Origin of the sequence: Rhizobium sp. 25PS6 (assembly GCF_032464655.1) — a bacterium.
GTDB lineage: Bacteria > Pseudomonadota > Alphaproteobacteria > Rhizobiales > Rhizobiaceae > Rhizobium > Rhizobium laguerreae.
In genome coordinates this window covers 70,125-86,259 of record NZ_JAWDIV010000030.1, presented here as the reverse complement: position 1 = coordinate 86,259, position 16,135 = coordinate 70,125, and the positions used below count along the sequence as shown (strand labels likewise).

General features: G+C 61.1%; 18 protein-coding genes. 9 read left to right on the top strand and 9 right to left on the bottom strand.

The features are described from left to right. Window positions 1–176: 176 nt before the first annotated feature. A complete protein-coding gene (gene betB, locus RWK44_RS32175; protein ID WP_131666767.1) occupies window positions 177–1,640 on the top strand; it encodes a betaine-aldehyde dehydrogenase in 1,464 nt (487 codons plus the stop codon). A 199-nt stretch (window positions 1,641–1,839) separates the two neighbouring features. Further along, window positions 1,840–3,492: a choline dehydrogenase gene (gene betA, locus RWK44_RS32170; RefSeq protein ID WP_131666461.1), complete on the top strand. Its 1,653-nt coding sequence runs from the start codon at window positions 1,840–1,842 to the stop codon at window positions 3,490–3,492. A 114-nt stretch (window positions 3,493–3,606) separates the two neighbouring features. Here betA and RWK44_RS32165 read toward each other — a convergent pair whose 3' ends face one another. Further along, window positions 3,607–4,704, bottom strand: coding sequence for an NADH:flavin oxidoreductase/NADH oxidase (locus tag RWK44_RS32165; protein WP_316029965.1), 1,098 nt, complete (start codon window positions 4,702–4,704; stop codon window positions 3,607–3,609). Window positions 4,705–4,798: 94 nt separating this feature from the next. Continuing rightward, on the bottom strand, window positions 4,799–5,599 hold the full coding sequence (locus tag RWK44_RS32160) for an SDR family NAD(P)-dependent oxidoreductase (protein WP_131641522.1): 801 nt from the start codon (window positions 5,597–5,599) through the stop codon (window positions 4,799–4,801). 89 nt (window positions 5,600–5,688) lie between these two features. Here RWK44_RS32160 and RWK44_RS32155 point away from each other — a divergent pair, with 89 nt between their 5' ends. Next, a complete protein-coding gene (locus RWK44_RS32155) occupies window positions 5,689–6,228 on the top strand; it encodes a MarR family winged helix-turn-helix transcriptional regulator (RefSeq protein ID WP_131666463.1) in 540 nt (179 codons plus the stop codon). Between the two features lie 32 nt (window positions 6,229–6,260). Next, window positions 6,261–6,449, top strand: a complete 189-nt coding sequence (locus RWK44_RS32150) for a hypothetical protein (protein ID WP_131666466.1) — start codon at window positions 6,261–6,263, stop codon at window positions 6,447–6,449. Between the two features lie 100 nt (window positions 6,450–6,549). Here RWK44_RS32150 and RWK44_RS32145 read toward each other — a convergent pair whose 3' ends face one another. The 5 genes from RWK44_RS32145 to RWK44_RS32125 form a co-directional block, all read right to left on the bottom strand. Beyond that, entirely contained in the window at window positions 6,550–6,957 is a 408-nt protein-coding gene (locus tag RWK44_RS32145) for a helix-turn-helix domain-containing protein (protein ID WP_316029964.1), read from the bottom strand. 4 nt (window positions 6,958–6,961) lie between these two features. Further along, window positions 6,962–7,249, bottom strand: coding sequence for a type II toxin-antitoxin system HigB family toxin (locus RWK44_RS32140; RefSeq protein ID WP_131666468.1), 288 nt, complete (start codon window positions 7,247–7,249; stop codon window positions 6,962–6,964). A gap of 109 nt (window positions 7,250–7,358) precedes the next feature. Further along, window positions 7,359–7,832, bottom strand: coding sequence for a DUF6644 family protein (locus RWK44_RS32135; RefSeq protein ID WP_316029963.1), 474 nt, complete (start codon window positions 7,830–7,832; stop codon window positions 7,359–7,361). 22 nt (window positions 7,833–7,854) lie between these two features. Next, window positions 7,855–8,241 (bottom strand): DUF6152 family protein, encoded by a 387-nt coding sequence (locus RWK44_RS32130; protein ID WP_316029962.1) that lies wholly within the window; start codon window positions 8,239–8,241, stop codon window positions 7,855–7,857. A 131-nt stretch (window positions 8,242–8,372) separates the two neighbouring features. Continuing rightward, a complete protein-coding gene (locus RWK44_RS32125) occupies window positions 8,373–9,248 on the bottom strand; it encodes a LysR family transcriptional regulator (RefSeq protein WP_260692841.1) in 876 nt (291 codons plus the stop codon). Between the two features lie 119 nt (window positions 9,249–9,367). Here RWK44_RS32125 and RWK44_RS32120 point away from each other — a divergent pair, with 119 nt between their 5' ends. Then, window positions 9,368–10,129, top strand: a complete 762-nt coding sequence (locus RWK44_RS32120; RefSeq protein WP_077975878.1) for an SDR family NAD(P)-dependent oxidoreductase — start codon at window positions 9,368–9,370, stop codon at window positions 10,127–10,129. Window positions 10,130–10,172: 43 nt separating this feature from the next. Here RWK44_RS32120 and RWK44_RS32115 read toward each other — a convergent pair whose 3' ends face one another. Beyond that, window positions 10,173–10,619: an RrF2 family transcriptional regulator gene (locus tag RWK44_RS32115; protein WP_131641529.1), complete on the bottom strand. Its 447-nt coding sequence runs from the start codon at window positions 10,617–10,619 to the stop codon at window positions 10,173–10,175. 418 nt (window positions 10,620–11,037) lie between these two features. Between RWK44_RS32115 and RWK44_RS32110 the strand changes: the two genes are divergently transcribed. The 3 genes from RWK44_RS32110 to cysN all read left to right on the top strand — a co-directional run bounded on the left by RWK44_RS32110 (window position 11,038) and on the right by cysN (window position 14,361). Further along, window positions 11,038–11,796 carry a phosphoadenylyl-sulfate reductase gene (locus tag RWK44_RS32110; RefSeq protein WP_018068798.1) on the top strand — a complete coding sequence of 253 codons (759 nt, stop codon included), beginning with the start codon at window positions 11,038–11,040 and terminating at the stop codon, window positions 11,794–11,796. Between the two features lie 113 nt (window positions 11,797–11,909). After that, the gene (gene cysD, locus RWK44_RS32105) at window positions 11,910–12,863 is read left to right on the top strand and encodes a sulfate adenylyltransferase subunit CysD (protein ID WP_003546395.1); all 954 of its coding nucleotides are present in this window, start codon (window positions 11,910–11,912) and stop codon (window positions 12,861–12,863) included. A 1-nt stretch (window position 12,864) separates the two neighbouring features. Then, the gene (cysN, locus tag RWK44_RS32100; RefSeq protein WP_131641531.1) at window positions 12,865–14,361 is read left to right on the top strand and encodes a sulfate adenylyltransferase subunit CysN; all 1,497 of its coding nucleotides are present in this window, start codon (window positions 12,865–12,867) and stop codon (window positions 14,359–14,361) included. 230 nt (window positions 14,362–14,591) lie between these two features. Here cysN and RWK44_RS32095 read toward each other — a convergent pair whose 3' ends face one another. Then, entirely contained in the window at window positions 14,592–14,930 is a 339-nt protein-coding gene (locus RWK44_RS32095; RefSeq protein WP_077976274.1) for a hypothetical protein, read from the bottom strand. Window positions 14,931–15,454: 524 nt separating this feature from the next. Here RWK44_RS32095 and RWK44_RS32090 point away from each other — a divergent pair. Beyond that, window positions 15,455–16,096: a peroxiredoxin-like family protein gene (locus tag RWK44_RS32090; RefSeq protein WP_077975872.1), complete on the top strand. Its 642-nt coding sequence runs from the start codon at window positions 15,455–15,457 to the stop codon at window positions 16,094–16,096. Window positions 16,097–16,135: the final 39 nt, after the last annotated feature.

Below are 16,135 nucleotides of genomic sequence, written 5' to 3'. Positions count from 1 at the left end.
TTCCTGTGCTTGTCACAGGAATCCAGTGCGCCCAAGTCCTTGGGCGCGAGAGGGAATATTTTCCAAAATAAAGAGTCATTCACCGCGCGGACGCGCGGTGGCTGGATTCCTGTGACGAGCACAGGAATGAGGGCGTTTTCATTATGCCGTGGCCGACAAAACGAAGGACAAATGACATGAAAGCCCAACCGAAAGCCTCGCACTTCATCGACGGCGAATATGTCGAGGATACCGACGGCACCGTCATCGAGAGCCTCTATCCCGCGACCGGCGAGGTGATCGCCCGGCTGCATGCCGCAACGCCTGCGATCGTCGAAAGGGCGATCGCCGCCGCCAAACGCGCCCAGCCGGGATGGGCGGCGATGAGCCCGATGGCGCGTGGGCGCATCCTGAAACGGGCGGCCGACATCATGCGCGAGAGAAACCGGGCGCTCTCCGAACTGGAAACGCTCGATACCGGCAAGCCGATCCAGGAGACTGTTGTCGCAGACCCGACCTCGGGTGCGGATGCCTTCGAATTCTTCGGCGGCATTGCGCCGGCCGGCCTCAACGGTTCGCATATCCCGCTCGGCCAGGACTTCGCTTATACCAAGCGGGTGCCGCTCGGCGTCTGCGTCGGCATCGGCGCCTGGAACTATCCGCAGCAGATCGCCTGCTGGAAAGCTGCGCCGGCGCTGATCTCAGGCAATGCCATGGTGTTCAAACCGTCGGAGAACACGCCGCTCGGGGCGCTGAAGATCGCTGAGATCCTGCACGAGGCGGGACTGCCGAAAGGGCTCTTCAATGTGATCCAGGGCGACCGCGACACCGGGCCGCTGCTCGTCAACCATCCCGATGTCGCCAAGGTGTCGCTGACCGGCTCGGTGCCGACCGGCCGCCGGGTGGCGGCGGCGGCCGCCGGCAACCTCAAGCACGTGACGATGGAACTCGGCGGCAAGTCGCCGCTGATCGTTTTCGACGATGCCGATCTCGATTCGGCGGTTGGGGGCGCCATGCTCGGCAATTTCTATTCGACCGGCCAGGTCTGCTCGAACGGCACGCGCGTCTTCGTGCAGAAGGCTATCAAGGACGAATTCCTGAAGCGGCTGAAGGTCCGCACCGAGGCGATGCTGATCGGCAACCCGATGGACGAGGCGACGCAGGTCGGGCCGATGGTCTCCTGGGCGCAGCGCGAGAAGGTGATCTCCTACATCGAGAAGGGCAAGACCGAGGGCGCGACACTCATTGCCGGCGGCGGCATTCCGAACAATGTCTCCGGCGAAGGCTACTATGTGCAGCCGACGGTGTTTGCCGATGTCACCGACGACATGACCATCGCCCGCGAGGAGATCTTCGGCCCCGTGATGTGCGTGCTCGATTTCGACGCCGAGGAGGAGGTGATCGCGCGCGCCAATGCCAGCGAATTCGGCCTTTCCGGCGGCGTCTTCACCGCCGACCTCACCCGTGCCCACCGCGTCGTCGACCGGCTGGAAGCGGGCACGCTGTGGATCAACACCTATAATCTCTGCCCGGTAGAAATCCCCTTCGGCGGCTCGAAACAATCCGGCTTCGGCCGCGAGAATTCGCTGGCCGCGCTGGAGCATTATTCCGAGCTGAAGACGGTCTATGTGGGCATGGGGCCGGTGGTGGCGCCGTACTGAAGGGATTAAGACCCCTCCCCAACCCCTCCCCACAAGGGGGAGGGGCTAGCCTGCCGCTCCCCCTCACTCCGAAATCAGCGCCACAAACGATGAGGTCGAAGGAGGGTAAAACCGGTGCCGCAAGTTAAGCCCCTCCCCCTTGTGGGGAGGGGTTTGGGGCGGGGTCTTCGAACCGTTGCAAAGAATTTAAGGGAACGTCATGCAACAAGCAGATTTCGTCATCATCGGCTCGGGCTCCGCCGGCTCCGCCCTCGCCTACCGTCTGTCGGAAGACGGCAAGAACAGCGTCATAGTCATCGAGGCGGGCGGCAGCGATTTTGGGCCGTTCATCCAGATGCCGGCAGCGCTTGCCTGGCCGATGAGCATGAGGCGATATAACTGGGGTTATCTGTCCGAGCCGGAGGCGAACCTCAACAACCGGCGCATCACCGCGCCGCGTGGCAAGGTCATCGGCGGCTCCTCCTCGATCAACGGCATGGTCTATGTGCGCGGCCATGCCGAGGATTTCAACCGCTGGGAGGAGCTTGGCGCCAGCGGCTGGGCCTATGCCGACGTGCTTCCCTATTTCAAGCGGATGGAACATTCGCATGGCGGCGAAGAAGGCTGGCGCGGCACCGACGGGCCGCTGCATGTCCAGCGCGGCGGTTTCACCAATCCGCTCTTTCGCGCCTTCGTCGAGGCCGGCAAACAGGCGGGCTTCGAGACGACGGAGGATTATAACGGCGGCAAGCAGGAAGGCTTCGGTCTGATGGAGCAGACCATCTTCGGCGGCCGCCGCTGGTCTGCTGCCAACGCCTATCTGAGGCCGGCGCTGAAGCGGCAGAATGTCAGGATCGTCTACGGCTTTGCGCAGAGGATCGTGTTCGAGGACGGGCGGGCGACCGGCGTCGAGATCGAGCGCAACGGCAGAACAGAGGTGGTGAAGGCGAACCGCGAGGTGATCGTCTCGGCCTCCTCCTTCAATTCGCCGAAGCTCTTGATGCTGTCGGGCATCGGTCCGGGCCAACATCTGCAGGACATGGGCATTGCGGTGAAGGTAGACCGGCCGGGCGTCGGCGCCAACCTGCAGGACCATATGGAATTCTACTTCCAGCAGGTGAGCACCAAGCCGGTGTCGCTCTATTCCTGGCTGCCCTGGTTCTGGCAGGGGGTGGCGGGCGCGCAATGGCTGCTCTCGCGCGGCGGGCTCGGCGCCTCCAACCAGTTCGAAGCCTGCGCCTTCCTGCGCTCGGCACCCGGGCTGAAGCAGCCGGACATCCAGTATCATTTCCTGCCCGTGGCTATCAGCTATGACGGCAAGGCGGCGGCGAAGAGCCACGGCTTCCAGGTTCATGTCGGCTATAACCTGTCGAAATCGCGCGGCAGCGTGAGCTTACGCTCCGCCGATCCCAAGGCCGATCCGGTGCTGCGCTTCAACTATATGAGCCATGCCGAGGATTGGGAAAAATTCCGCCACTGCGTGCGGCTCACCCGCGAAATCTTCGGCCAGAGCGCCTTTCACGACTATCGCGGGCCGGAGATCCAGCCGGGCGAAGGCGTGCAAAGCGACGAAGAGATCGACGCCTTCCTGCGTGAACATCTGGAAAGCGCCTATCATCCTTGCGGCACCTGCCGGATGGGCGCCAAGGACGATCCGATGGCGGTGGTCGATCCGCAAACGCGGGTGATCGGCGTCGATGGCTTGCGCGTCGCCGACAGCTCGATCTTCCCGCACGTCACCTATGGCAACCTGAACGGACCATCGATCATGACCGGCGAGAAGGCGGCCGACCATATTCTCGGCAAACAGCCGCTGGCGCGCTCGAACCAGGAACCGTGGGTCAACCCGCGCGCGGCCGTCAGCGATCGATAAGAAGCGAGCCGTCCGACGGTACTTTGTTCGTCTATGCAGGTGACCAAAAGACTTCGTGGCTTCCTTTATGCCAAGAGACAAGGGCCCTCAACGCTGTTCGAGAGCCCCGATCAATCAGGCAGTGCGGTAGGATGCGAGCCAATGTGCGTAAGGGGCAGGCAATGTCCAGGACGGACGCTCGACACCGAGCTTGCGCGCGGCTTCGTAGGGCCAATGCGGATTGGCGAGCATCGCCTTGCCGATCATAACCAGGTCAAGCTGCCGGCTTCGGATAAGTTCGTCCGCTTGCTCCGGCTGAGTGATGTTCCAACTTGCGGCACCGGGGAGGCCAGTGGCCTTGCGGACTTGATCGGCGTAAGGCGCGATGAACCCTGGACCCCAGGGAATATTGGCGGCCGGAGTTGAGAAGCCGAGGCTGACGTCGATGAAGTCGAGGCCGGCCTCCTTGAATTTTCCGACTAGATCGATCGCGTCCCGCAGGGTTTCCTGGTCGCGACCGTCAAACTCGATGACGCCGAAGCGAGCCGTGAGCGGACGATCCTCGGGCCAGACTTCACGAACGGCCGCCAGCGTCTCAAGGAGAAAGCGTCCACGGTTATCGGCGCTGCCGCCATATTCGTCGTCGCGCTGGTTCGAATGCGGCGAGAAGAAGCTCTGGCCGAGATACCCGTGAGCAAAATGCAGCACGAGCCAGCGGAATCCGATGTCGCGCGCGCGGATCGCTGCAGCGACAAAATCGCCACGGACGCGATCTATGTCGGCCTTCGTCATGGCGCGCGGCACCTTGGCCAAGCCGCCGCCGAACGCGATGGCGGACGGTGCGATGGTTTCCCAGCCGCGCGGATCGCTATCGGCAATATGATCGTCGCCTTCCCAAGGGCGGTTTGCACTGGCCTTGCGGCCGGCGTGGCCGATCTGGATCCCTGCGACCGCGCCCGCCTTTTCGATGCCGGCGACAATCGGCCCAAATGCCTCGGCCTGGACATCATTCCAAAGACCGGTACAGCCCGGCGTGATACGCCCCTCCGGAGAGACAGCCGTGGCTTCGACGTTGACGAGGCCAGCGCCACCGCGCGCCAAGCTTGTGAGATGGGCGGCGTGCCAGTCGTTCGGAACGCCATCAATCGCGGAATATTGGCACATGGGGGATACCGCGATGCGGTTTCGGAGGATGACGCCTTTCAGCGTAAATTGGTCGAACAAGCTGGGCAATGGAATCTCCTTAAAATGAATATCAATCAACCGCACGGATCTGCCGACGCCGCTGGCGTACGGGTTAATCCGTGCGCTCGATCGTTCGGGGCGTCTAGACGGCGCGGTAACGGGGCGCAGGTTCACCGGTCTGCGTCGCGGCGAACAGTGTGGATCGGGCTTGGTCGAACTTGTCCCACAGACTGGCGTCGGCAACGGATGGCAGCGTGATATCTTCACCCTTGTCGAAACCGGCCAGGGCGGCGTCGACCAGGTTTTCGGACGTCATGACGGTCGCCTGGTTGAGCGACGCCAGCGGCACCCCCGACAAATCCCAGAGTTCGGTCGCCGTGGCCGCCGGCATGACGAGTTGCAGGCGGACATTGGTCTCAGCCAACTCCTGCTGCAGACCCCGGCTGAAGTTCATCACATAGCCCTTGGTGCCGCTGTAGATCGCGCTGATCGGCAAGGCATGAAAGGACAAGACCGAAGCGACGTTGATGATCGCGCCGAGGTTGCGGCTGAGGAATGCAGGCAGAATGGCGTGCGTCAGACGCGTGAGCGCAGTGACATTGAGTGCGATCATCGCAGCCGCGTCTTCCTCAGCGGTCTTGGCGACCGGAGCCAAGGTCGAGTTGCCGGCGTTGTTGACGAGGAGCGTGATCGCTGAATTTTCCTTCAGCACCTTTTCAACGCGGGTGACGTCGGCGTCTTTCGTCAGGTCGGCTTCCACGACCTCGACTTTCGTGCCGTGGGCTGCGCCGAGCTTGTCCGAGAGCGCCTTCAGACGATCGGCCCGCCGGGCGACGAGGATGAGATCATAGCCCCTTTCGGCGAGGCGCGCGGCGTAGATGGCGCCGATGCCAGCGGAGGCGCCGGTGACGAGGGCAACTGGCTTGGGCGATGATGCAGACATGTCAAAATCCTATTTGGTTGAGTGCTCAAGTTTACGTATGGTCACGATGTCCTCTTGTCAATGGATGAGCCCTCAACTATTTCACTGGGATGGGCAAGAAACTTTCGATTGGCAATCCAGGGGAGGAGTTGCGCGCGGGCAGGCTGACCCCGCCGGAGCTCCTGGCCGAACTCGTGTGCACAAACACCGCCCTTCGACGCGCGTCACGGCGGTTGGGGCAGATCTATGATGACGCAGTAGCGCCAACCGGCCTGAAGGCCACCCAGGTCGGCCTTCTGACCCAGATCGCAGCGTTGCACGAGGGCAGCCATGGATGGCCAACCTTGCTATTGCTCGCCGAGCGTCTTGCCGTCAGCATTTCTGCTTTGACCCACGCCCTTCGCCCGCTCGTCCGGGACGGACTGGTCGAGCTCATGCCTGACGAACATGATGGCCGGACGAAGCACGCAATGCTGACGACGCCTGGCGAGCAACGCCTGCACGAGGCATTGGCCCTGTGGGCCGATGCCAATCAGCGCGTTGAGGTGGTGCTCGGTCCTTCCGCGGCTGCGCTGCGCGCGCTGGCCGATGACGTCGCCTCTCCGGAGTTCCTGGAAGCTTACGAAGCTCGTCGCATGCTGCGAGGCTGACGGTGGGATGGTCGCGGCAGAGGATTCGGGCGATGAATTCGAACAGCATGTTGAAACCGCCGTGCCGCTCGAGCCCGCGGAGGGAGCGCGTCGCCGACAGCTCGATCTTCCCGCACGTCACCTTCGGCAACCTGAACGGACCATCGATCATGACCGGAGGGAAGGCGGCCGACCATATCCTCGGCAAACAGCCGCTGGCGCGCTCGAACCAGGAACCGTGAGTCAATCCGCGCGCGGCCGTCAGCGACCGCTGAAGCGTAGAGAGCTATTGGGCAGCACTGCCACCGACCGGTCGTCGCTGGTCGTCGGGAATGTCTATCGTCAGAGCGATAGAAATACGGATGCCGGTATCAGAAATCGCTCACTCAGCGCGCGGGCTTGTCGAACATTGATTTGTCGCTTCCCGCTCAAAATCTCAGACACGACGGACTGAGCGCCCACTTCCGGCAGCTCGGACTGGCCAAGGCTGCGCTCCTCCATGACATAACGGAGTGCATCGGCGCCAGTCACCGGAGGCATTGGGCGGTTTTGCTCGTCATAGGCCTCAACAAGGTCCGCCATGCGAGACGCAAGCAACGCCAAAGGATGATCCTCATCGTCGCCCACTTCAGCGAGAATCTCGTCAAGTTGCTTCACGAGATGATCATACTCAGCTTCGCTGGCCGGCATGGCAAGAAGAGGAGCCACATGCGTCCAGTGCTCGCTTACCAGTTTTACAAGTGCGCTCATCGGCCTAACCCTTCCATGCTCCTTTGTCGTACTCGGCATGATCCATAATCCGCTGAATATAGACCTTCCTAAATTTGTAGTGCACCATCGCGATCAAGCGCAGCTTGTTGCTGCCAATGTCGAACACGTGATGCTGCCCGACTTTGTCCGTTGCCGGAAACAGTGATTTCATGTCGGCGAAGTCTGTCGGCTCCGACGACTTCATCAGTCGATACCAAGTATCCAGGGCATTGGCTGTTTGAGGCCATCGGTCTTTCGCCTCCCAGATTTTTTTCTGCGTGATGATGTGCATAAATCCGGAATCGCGTATCGCATTTTGCTATGGCTGCAATCTAGCGCAACTATCTAATTATAGCAAGTTGCTATGGATGAGATCGAAGACCGGCAAGCGGGTCTTTGCCTTAGAGAAATCCGATCCACCGTCCGGCGATCACAGCGGCGATCCAGATCGCGGCCGACAGGGTGGCGGAGAAGCGCAGGCCGGGCCGGACGATGCCTGTCGATACCGCCGTTTTCCAGCCTCGCCCGAAATGAACGATCGACAGGTTGAGAAGGCCGATGGCGATCAGGCAAAGCTTGGCAAGGAAGGCGGGATTGGCGGCATATTCCACCGCCCGGACGCTGAAGAGGCAAAAGCCGGTGACAACGGCCGCGGCAAGGCCGACGGCGGCGGCGCGTGATAGAAACGGCGCGACGATCTCAACCGGCACCTTGCGGAAGAAGCCGGCGAGCCTCAGATCGAGCGGCAGGATGGCGCCGACCAAAAGGCCGATCGCCAGGATATGGGCTGCGTTGACCAACATGTAAAGCGTTCCGGAACGCCGGAGCGCGAGCGCAGGCGTGGTAGCCGACAGCCATTCGAGCGTGTCCATCACGACAGGTCAGTTCGCCCAGAGGTCAGTTCGTCTTGATGCGGTCGGGATAGATATCGTAGCGCTTCTCTCCGATGGTGAGACGCACCGCCTTCATTCGCTTCTCCTTTGGATCCTGCGAACGGTTTCCAAGGGCCACCACCTGGTCGCCGGGCTTGGCCACGCCTTCGACGAAGCCGGAGCGTTCGGTCTGGCGCGGATTGCCGAGTTCGATAAGCCAGACGCCGTCATCGGCGGTGGCGACATCGAGCGTCGGATGCGGACCGCCCATCGAGATCTTCTCGATGGTGCCGCGCAGTTCGATCTGATCCGCCTCGGCCCACGACCAGCCGTGATGAGCGGCCGCGCCTGTCGCGAGGGCCGCCGAGAATATGGCCGCAGCCACGATCCGCTGTGTTGAGATTCCAAACATGATATTCTCCCTACCAGCATGGGCAGGCAGGTGGAGCATCTCCACTGGAAGAAAAGGGATTTCACCAAATCTTGAAGCAAGAGGCGTCTCTGCCGGCAAATGACTTCAGGTCATTCGGCGGGACGATATACCTAGTCCTCAGGTTCCCTGCCGAATTCTGCAATGGCAAAGGCGATGATGCTGCGCAAGCGCGGGGTCATGCGTCGATCACGGTGGTAGATGAGCGACATGGGCCGTTCACGCAGTTTCCAATCCGGGAAGAGCCGGACGAGAAGGCCAGCCTGTATATCCGACGTCAGGAGAATGGCTGGCTGCATGATGACACCCAGCCCAGCCCGAGCAGCCATGCGGACAGCCTGACCGCTGTTGACGGTGATTGCCGTTTTAGGGACGACTTCGACCTCATCCTTGCCTTTCGACAGCTTCCATGGCGACCGTGCTGCCGGGGTAAAGCCGATGGTTTCGTGGCCGGAAAGTTCGCTTGGATGGCCGGGATTCCCGTGACGCTCGAGGTAATCGGGTGAAGCACAGATCATCATTCGATAGGGAGCGAGATGACGCGCGATGAGGCGGCTATCGGGCAACTCTCCAATGCGGATAGCAATGTCGAAACCTTCTTCGACGATATCGACGTTGCGATCCGTCAAGGTGATATCCAGCGTCACGTCAGGGGCAAGCTCCCGATAATGATGCAAAGCCGGCATTAAAACCTCTGCCCCAAAAGTCGTCGGCGCCGTGATCCTCAATAGCCCGCGCGGTTTCGTCTGTGATGCCTCTGCGTCCTGATCCGCAATTGCTACGCGCTCCAGGATGTCCCTGCACTGCTCGACATAGCTCATGCCGAAATCCGTCAAGCTCTGGCGACGCGTGGTTCTGTTCAGAAGGCGCGTACCGAGCCGCTCCTCCAGTGCGGCCACATGTTGCCCGACCATCGCCGGCGATATGCCGAGCTTTACCGATGCTGCGCTCATCGAGCCTTCCTGCACCGTCGTGACAAACACCTGCATGGAGCGAAAAAGACCCATTCGATAATTCTGCTTTCAAATGAATACGCAATTTCTCCAATTATCGTGAAATGCCGCTGGAATTACAACGGCCATGACGCAATTCATTCAAGGAGCAAGACATGACGCAAACTCGATTCATCGGCAAAACGGTCCTCATTACAGGTGCTGGAACGGGTATGGGGCGGGCCGCTGCCCTTCGCCTGGTGGCCGAAGGTGCACAGGTAGCCCTTGTCGGCCGCCGCCTGGATCCACTCCGTCAACTGCTGTCGGAGATCGAGGTATCGGGCGGTGCGGCAATCGCGATTGCTTGCGATATTGCAGACAATGAAGCCGTCGCGGCGACTGTCGAGAAGACGATCGAACGCTTCGGACGCCTGGACGCCGTCTTTGCCAATGCAGGGGTTCTCGGCGAATTCAAGCCACTGGCAGTGACCGATGCGGATGATTTCGACGCGCTGATCGCCACCAACCTTCGAGGCACCTTCTTCACGCTCAAGCACTGCCTGCCCTTTCTGAAGGGAGGCAGCATTCTCATCAACGCCTCGTGGACGGCAGGCGGCGTGATGCCGGGTGCGGGAGCCTACGCAAGCACGAAAGGGGCCTTGCTTGCCATGATGCGGACCTTCGCGGTGGAGCAAGGTCCTCGAAACATCCGGATCAATGCCATCAATCCCGGCATCATTCTGACTCCGATGGCAGATGATGTTATCGATCCGGCTTTTGCCGCACGCCTCGCCGCACACACGCCTCTTGGGCGAAACGGGACATCGGAGGATGTTGCGGGAACCGTCGCCTGGCTGCTTTCCGAAGACGCCAACTTCGTCACCGGGCAAGAGATCACCGTTGATGGCGGCTATACGATAGGAGGTCTGCGGCCGTAGGGTCGATACAACCGTCGTTCATTCCTGACGTAATGCTAAAAGCTCAAGCCAGCAGCCGGGTGACTTCGGCGTTGTGCTTTGGGGCGACGGCGTCGGCGATAGTGGTGGAGAACAGCACCTTGCGGGTGGCGTCTGCGACCTTGGCGAAGATATGGCGGATCTGGCAGTTCTGTTCGCCGTCGCAATCGTCGCACCGGCGGTAGGCGGTGATCGACAGGCACGGAAGCGGCGCGATCGGGCCGTCGATGATGCGCAGGATCTCGCCGAAGGTGATAGCGTGGGCCGGCTTCAGCAGGAGATAACCGCCCTGCTTACCGCGACGGCTGACGACGATGCCGTGATGCTTGAGGTCGAGCAGGATCTGTTCGAGGAACTTCTTCGGGATCTTCTGCTGCGCCGCGATATCGGAAATCATCACCGGTTCGTCGGCATCGGCATCAGCCAAGACCGTGAGCGCCCGCAGCGCATATTTCGCCTTTTGCGTAATCATTTTTGACCATCGACACACAGACGGCACGAATCTTCGCACCGCTACAGAAGTTCTTTTGTCTCTATGGCACAACCAGCATGAACGGAATTTGAACGCGCCGGAGAAAGCCTTGAGAGACAAGCGTTTTGGCCTTGTTTTTCGCCCTCGGCCAAGCGCGCTTAATTTATGCCAAAACCGCGCCTTCTGCACCATTTTCGGCATCACTTCAGATTTCGGATTGACAAGCTGCGTGTAACTCTACTATTTCTATAGACATTCGAGCTGCCGATGTGGATTTTCATCCGCAGGCGGCTGCTTTTCTGCATCGCGGCAGCTTCGGAGAGATATTTGCTCCTCCGCCCGCAGCTTTCGAAATCCCTTTTTCTGTCCGATCCATGCGTGAACTGCGATACTCACGTCAACAAAGGACAGGATTCTCATGACTGCTATCAATACGATTGCGGAAGAAGGGCCGATTGCGGAAGCCGAGGCGCTGAACGACAGACTGGCAGGTCTCGACCTTGCCGGACGTCTGTCGCTGGTCTCCGGCCTTGGCGGCCGCGTGGTGTTCACGACGTCACTCGGCATCGAGGACCAGGTGATCACCGCCGAGATCGGCACGCACCGCCTGCCGATCGATATCGCGACGCTGCAGACCGGCCGGTTGTTTGCCGAGACGCTGTCGCTGATCGACGAGACCGAAAGCCAGTACGACATCCATATCCATCGCTTCGAGCCAGAAAAGGCCGATATCGATGCCTATGCGGCGCAATACGGCCTCAACGGTTTCTACGAGAGCGTCGAAGCCCGGCATGCCTGTTGCGGCGTGCGCAAGCTGAAGCCGCTTGCACGTGCCCTCGAAGGTGCTGCGATCTGGGTCACCGGCCTGCGCCGCGGCCAATCGGCCAACCGCGCCGAAACGCCCTTTGCCGAATACGACGCCGAACGTCACCTCTTGAAGGTCAATCCGCTCGCCGATTGGGACCTGGAGGCGATCAAAGCCTTCGTTTCCGCAAATGGCGTGCCAGTCAATCCGCTGCACGCCCGCGGTTATCCCTCGATCGGCTGCGAACCCTGCACGCGGGCGATCAAGCCCGGCGAGCCGGAACGCGCCGGCCGCTGGTGGTGGGAGCAGGACGAGACGCGCGAATGCGGCCTGCATGTCGCCGAAGAGGCCGCAGCGATCGCCGCACAATAATCACCCCACGGCTTTCCCAATCAGGGCGCGGCGACCGCCGCAGCCTTGGGGAAGCCAACGCCAAGGAATTGCTTTGCGGGCACCCGCAAAGGATCGACAGTCTGGAGTAACACATGCCCGATAGCCGTCCGGATACGGAACTCAGCAATCCGCAGAGCGCCAAGGCGCCGCTCGACCCGCATCTGAAAGCGCTGGAAAACGAGTCCATCCACATCTTCCGCGAGGTTGCGGCCGAATTCGAGCGTCCCGTCATGCTCTATTCGATCGGCAAGGATTCCTCGGTGCTGCTGCACCTGGCGCGCAAGGCCTTCTATCCCGGCCGCGTGCCCTTCCCGCTGCTGCATGTGAACACCGGCTGGAAATTTTCCGAGATGATCGCCTTCCGCGACGAGACCGCGAAGAAGTATGATCTCGATCTGATCGAACACATCAATCCGCGCGGCAAGGCTGAAAACATCACGCCGTTTACGCATGGATCGGCCGCCTTCACCGACATCATGAAGACCGAGGGGCTCCGCCAGGCGCTCGATGCCGGCCAGTTCGACGCGGCTTTCGGCGGTGCGCGGCGCGACGAGGAAGCAAGCCGCGCCAAGGAGCGCATCTATTCTTTCCGCACGCCCGATCATCGCTGGGATCCGCGCAACCAGCGGCCGGAACTCTGGAACATCTATAACGGCATGATCCGCAAGGGCGAGAGCGTGCGCGCCTTCCCGCTGTCGAACTGGACGGAGGTCGATATCTGGCGCTACATCCAGGCCGAGGACATTCCGCTGGTGCCACTCTATTACGCCAAGAAGCGGCCATTCGTGGAGCGCGACGGCATGATGATCCTGGCCGAAGATCCGCGCCTGGAACTGCTGCCCGGCGAAGTCCGCCAGGAAGGCATGATCCGCTTCCGCACCCTCGGCGACTTCCCGCTGACCGGCGCCATCCGCTCACAGGCCACCACCCTCGAAGAGGTGATTGCCGAACTCGAAATTGCAACGGTGTCCGAACGCCAGGGCCGCGCCATCGATCGCGACCAGTCCGGCTCCATGGAAAAAAAGAAGCGTGAAGGATATTTCTGAGATGACCGCAGCCCAAACCGCCGTCTCGGCCGCAACCGTCGTCAACCTGCCCGCCGCCGAGCCGCTCAAGGCCCAGCGCGATACCAGGCCGCTGCGCCTCATCACCTGCGGCAGCGTCGATGACGGCAAGTCGACCTTGATCGGCCGCCTGCTCTGGGACACCAAGGCGGTCAAGGAAGACCAGGCCGCCACGTTGCAGCGCGATTCCACCGGCAAGCAGAACGACCTCGGCCTGCCCGACTTCGCATTGCTTCTCGACGGCCTGCAGGCCGAGCGCGAACAGGGCATCACCATCGATGTCGCCTATCGCTATTTCTCGACCGACAAGCGCTCCTTCATCGTCGCCGACACGCCCGGCCATGAGCAATATACCCGCAACATGGCGACCGGCGCCTCGACCGCCGATCTCGCCATCCTGCTCGTCGATGCGCGCCTCGGCATTCTGGAACAAACGCGCCGCCACGCCACGATCGCCTCGCTGCTCGGGATCAAGCAGTTCGTGCTCGCCGTCAACAAGATCGATCTCACGGGCTACGACCGCGCCGGTTTCGACAAGATCAGCCACGAATTCCGCGAGTTTGCTCTGTCGCTTGGCGTCAAGCAGATCACCGCCATTCCGATGTCGGCGCTGAAGGGCGAAAATGTCGTCTATTCCGGCCAGGCCGCCATGCCCTGGTATACCGGCCCGTCGCTGGTGGAGACGCTGGAGCTTGCCACCGTGCGCTCGTCGCAGACGGTCGGCTTCCGCCTTTCCGTCCAGCGCGTCTCGCGTCCGGGCGAAAGCTTCCGCGGCTATCAGGGCACGGTTGCCGGCGGCTCGGTCAAGCCGGGCGACAGCGTCATGATCCTGCCGTCGGGCATGGTCGCCAATGTCTCCAAGATCGTTACCTTCGATCTCGTCCGCAACGCCGCCGTTGCCGGCGACGCGATCACCCTGGTGCTCGACCGCCAGGTGGACGTGGCGCGCGGCGACATGATCGTCTCGATCGACGCCCAGCCGCAGGTCGGCCTTGCCTTCGACGCGCAGATCGTAGCACTGCAGCCCGAGGGCATCGAGCCCGGCAAACGCTACTGGCTGAAGAGCGGCAGCCGCCGTCAGCGCGTGCAGGTGCAGCCGCTCAGCCAGCTGGAGCTGAAAACCGGCGCCTGGAACGCCGCCCAGCGGCTCTACATGAACGCCATCGGCAAAGTCCGGCTCGTCTTCGACGAAGCGGCGATCTTCGACCCCTATGAGCAGAACCGGCTTTCCGGCTCCTTCATCCTGATCGATCCGGAGACCAACAACACGGTCGCCGGCGGCATGGTGACCGGCAAGCGCACCGAACTTGGCGGCCTGCACAACGGCGAAGCCCGCGTCATCCTCTCGCTTCCGGCCGACCTTGCCGAGCAGATCATGGCAAGCGAACTCTTCGCCAGCCGCAGCCATGAGGCCGAGGTACGGCGCATGACGGCAGCCGAAGCGGCCGACCTCTGGTCGAGCGCTGCAAGCGATATCTGAAATAGGTAAGGGGCCAGCAAGGCTGGCCCCTTATGCAGGGCCGGATCCGCTTGCTGCGCCCGGCGGAGTCTTCGCGAACGGCGCTGTCGCAAATTTCAGTGATGAAATTGATCAGATCCTCGGACGGTGCGGCAAGCTCTTCACGCCGGTTATTGGCCCTTAGCGGACTTCCGCCGCCTCCAACAGGCAGGTGAGAGAAGCGGAAGTCGGTGATGTTCGCCAGACCGTCTTCAAGTCAGAAACGGCATGATATCTACACCGTCACCAGGAAACACATTGAAGTGCGGATGGTCCCGGAATAAGCGAGCGGCGGCATCAGCGGTTTCCGCCTCCACGACCAGGTAGCCACAGAACTGGTTCTCAGCTTTTTGCACCCCGTCCTTCGTCACGCGTGTCGTTTTGCCCACCATGCCACCGCGATCAAGAATGCATGCAGCATTATGTTCCTCCCAGGCTGACCACTGGGGTATGCCGGCAGCATCGACGGCATCCTGCTCGGCTTTAGGCAAGCTTCGGAACGACGCGAGGGCTTCTGGTTTCATGGTGTAGACCGCAAGAAATCTGGGCACCGGCGTTACCTCCATCGGTTTCATCGTCATCAGCTAACATGCCGCGCGTGGTAAATCACTTCTTACAGTACAACTGGTGGTGCGGCGTAGGATGGCGACTGGCACGAATCCGCCGAAAACTGGACGTGCTGTGACTCGCAGGGCGAGAAACTCAAAGCGACTGGCGAAACCGCCGCAGTGATCAACAGCAATGACTTTCCCTTATCGATGTGATCGAGCCGCTCTGTGTGCCACTTCCGCTACGCGGCCCCACGCTGCTTGAACGCAAAATTGGCAGGTCCCCCGCTCAATTTTGTGTGTCGGCGTCTACGGCCGCTAAAAAATCAGAGTTTGCAGAAAACGGACTTTTTCAATTCACGATTCGCCGTTTTCCGCTTGCCCGCGGGCCGATGTGGGGCCATTCTTAGGTCGGATCCTGGCGGTGCGGTAAAACGAGAGGTCAGGCCTTGCAACGCTCAATCTCGACCTCGAAGCACTTAACGTGGCGCCTTTTCTCGACTGATCCCCGAGCGAGGAGGTTGTCCATGTCCACGCTCTATGTCGACCATCCGCTACAACCGGGCGACCGGGTCCCGAACGTTGTGTTTGATGCGATCTCGCGCGAGGGGAAGATCGCACTTGATGATTTTCGTGGCCGCAGCCCATTGTTGATAGGTTTGTTTCGGGGCCTGCATTGTCCGTTCTGCCGGCGCCATGTCGCGGCCATGGCATATCTCAACCCGATGCTGCGCGAGAAAGGCGTTCAATCCCTGGCGGTGGTAAACACCCCAGTCGAACGCGCGCGGCTCTATTTCCGTTACCATCCGATGCCCGATCTTCTTGCTGCTTCCGACCCGGTACGGGCTTCGCACCAAGCCTTCGGCTTACGCGAGGTCGGGATCGACACCGTCATGGCGATACGGTTCGATCTTCCGGGCGAGTTGCCCAAGCCTGTGGGCGTGATGGCGATGAATGAATTTCTCAACAAGAAGGAAGGATATCAGATTACCGAAGCCGATAGGCAGATGATGACTGCCGACCACGGGCAGCTTGTCGGTCAGTTCCTAATCGACCGGGAGGGCATTGTACGCTGGAGCTTCACAGAAGTTCTGGAGGCTGGGCTTCAGACATTCAAAGCACCGAATTCCCAGGAATTGATGTCGGTCGCTTCCCAAGTCGCACATTAACAAACAAAAACTCGCCCGACGCCCAGCCGAAAGTCGGCC

Coding starts and splice junctions, on each gene's coding strand:
- betB (WP_131666767.1), top strand. CDS start 177: ATGAAAGCCCAACCGAAAGCCTCGCACTTCATCGACGGCGAATATGTC.
- betA (WP_131666461.1), top strand. CDS start 1,840: ATGCAACAAGCAGATTTCGTCATCATCGGCTCGGGCTCCGCCGGCTCC.
- RWK44_RS32160 (WP_131641522.1), bottom strand. CDS start 5,599: ATGTCTGCATCATCGCCCAAGCCAGTTGCCCTCGTCACCGGCGCCTCC.
- RWK44_RS32155 (WP_131666463.1), top strand. CDS start 5,689: ATGGGCAAGAAACTTTCGATTGGCAATCCAGGGGAGGAGTTGCGCGCG.
- RWK44_RS32150 (WP_131666466.1), top strand. CDS start 6,261: ATGAATTCGAACAGCATGTTGAAACCGCCGTGCCGCTCGAGCCCGCGG.
- RWK44_RS32145 (WP_316029964.1), bottom strand. CDS start 6,957: ATGAGCGCACTTGTAAAACTGGTAAGCGAGCACTGGACGCATGTGGCT.
- RWK44_RS32140 (WP_131666468.1), bottom strand. CDS start 7,249: ATGCACATCATCACGCAGAAAAAAATCTGGGAGGCGAAAGACCGATGG.
- RWK44_RS32130 (WP_316029962.1), bottom strand. CDS start 8,241: ATGTTTGGAATCTCAACACAGCGGATCGTGGCTGCGGCCATATTCTCG.
- RWK44_RS32125 (WP_260692841.1), bottom strand. CDS start 9,248: ATGCAGGTGTTTGTCACGACGGTGCAGGAAGGCTCGATGAGCGCAGCA.
- RWK44_RS32120 (WP_077975878.1), top strand. CDS start 9,368: ATGACGCAAACTCGATTCATCGGCAAAACGGTCCTCATTACAGGTGCT.
- RWK44_RS32115 (WP_131641529.1), bottom strand. CDS start 10,619: ATGATTACGCAAAAGGCGAAATATGCGCTGCGGGCGCTCACGGTCTTG.
- RWK44_RS32110 (WP_018068798.1), top strand. CDS start 11,038: ATGACTGCTATCAATACGATTGCGGAAGAAGGGCCGATTGCGGAAGCC.
- cysD (WP_003546395.1), top strand. CDS start 11,910: ATGCCCGATAGCCGTCCGGATACGGAACTCAGCAATCCGCAGAGCGCC.
- cysN (WP_131641531.1), top strand. CDS start 12,865: ATGACCGCAGCCCAAACCGCCGTCTCGGCCGCAACCGTCGTCAACCTG.
- RWK44_RS32090 (WP_077975872.1), top strand. CDS start 15,455: ATGTCCACGCTCTATGTCGACCATCCGCTACAACCGGGCGACCGGGTC.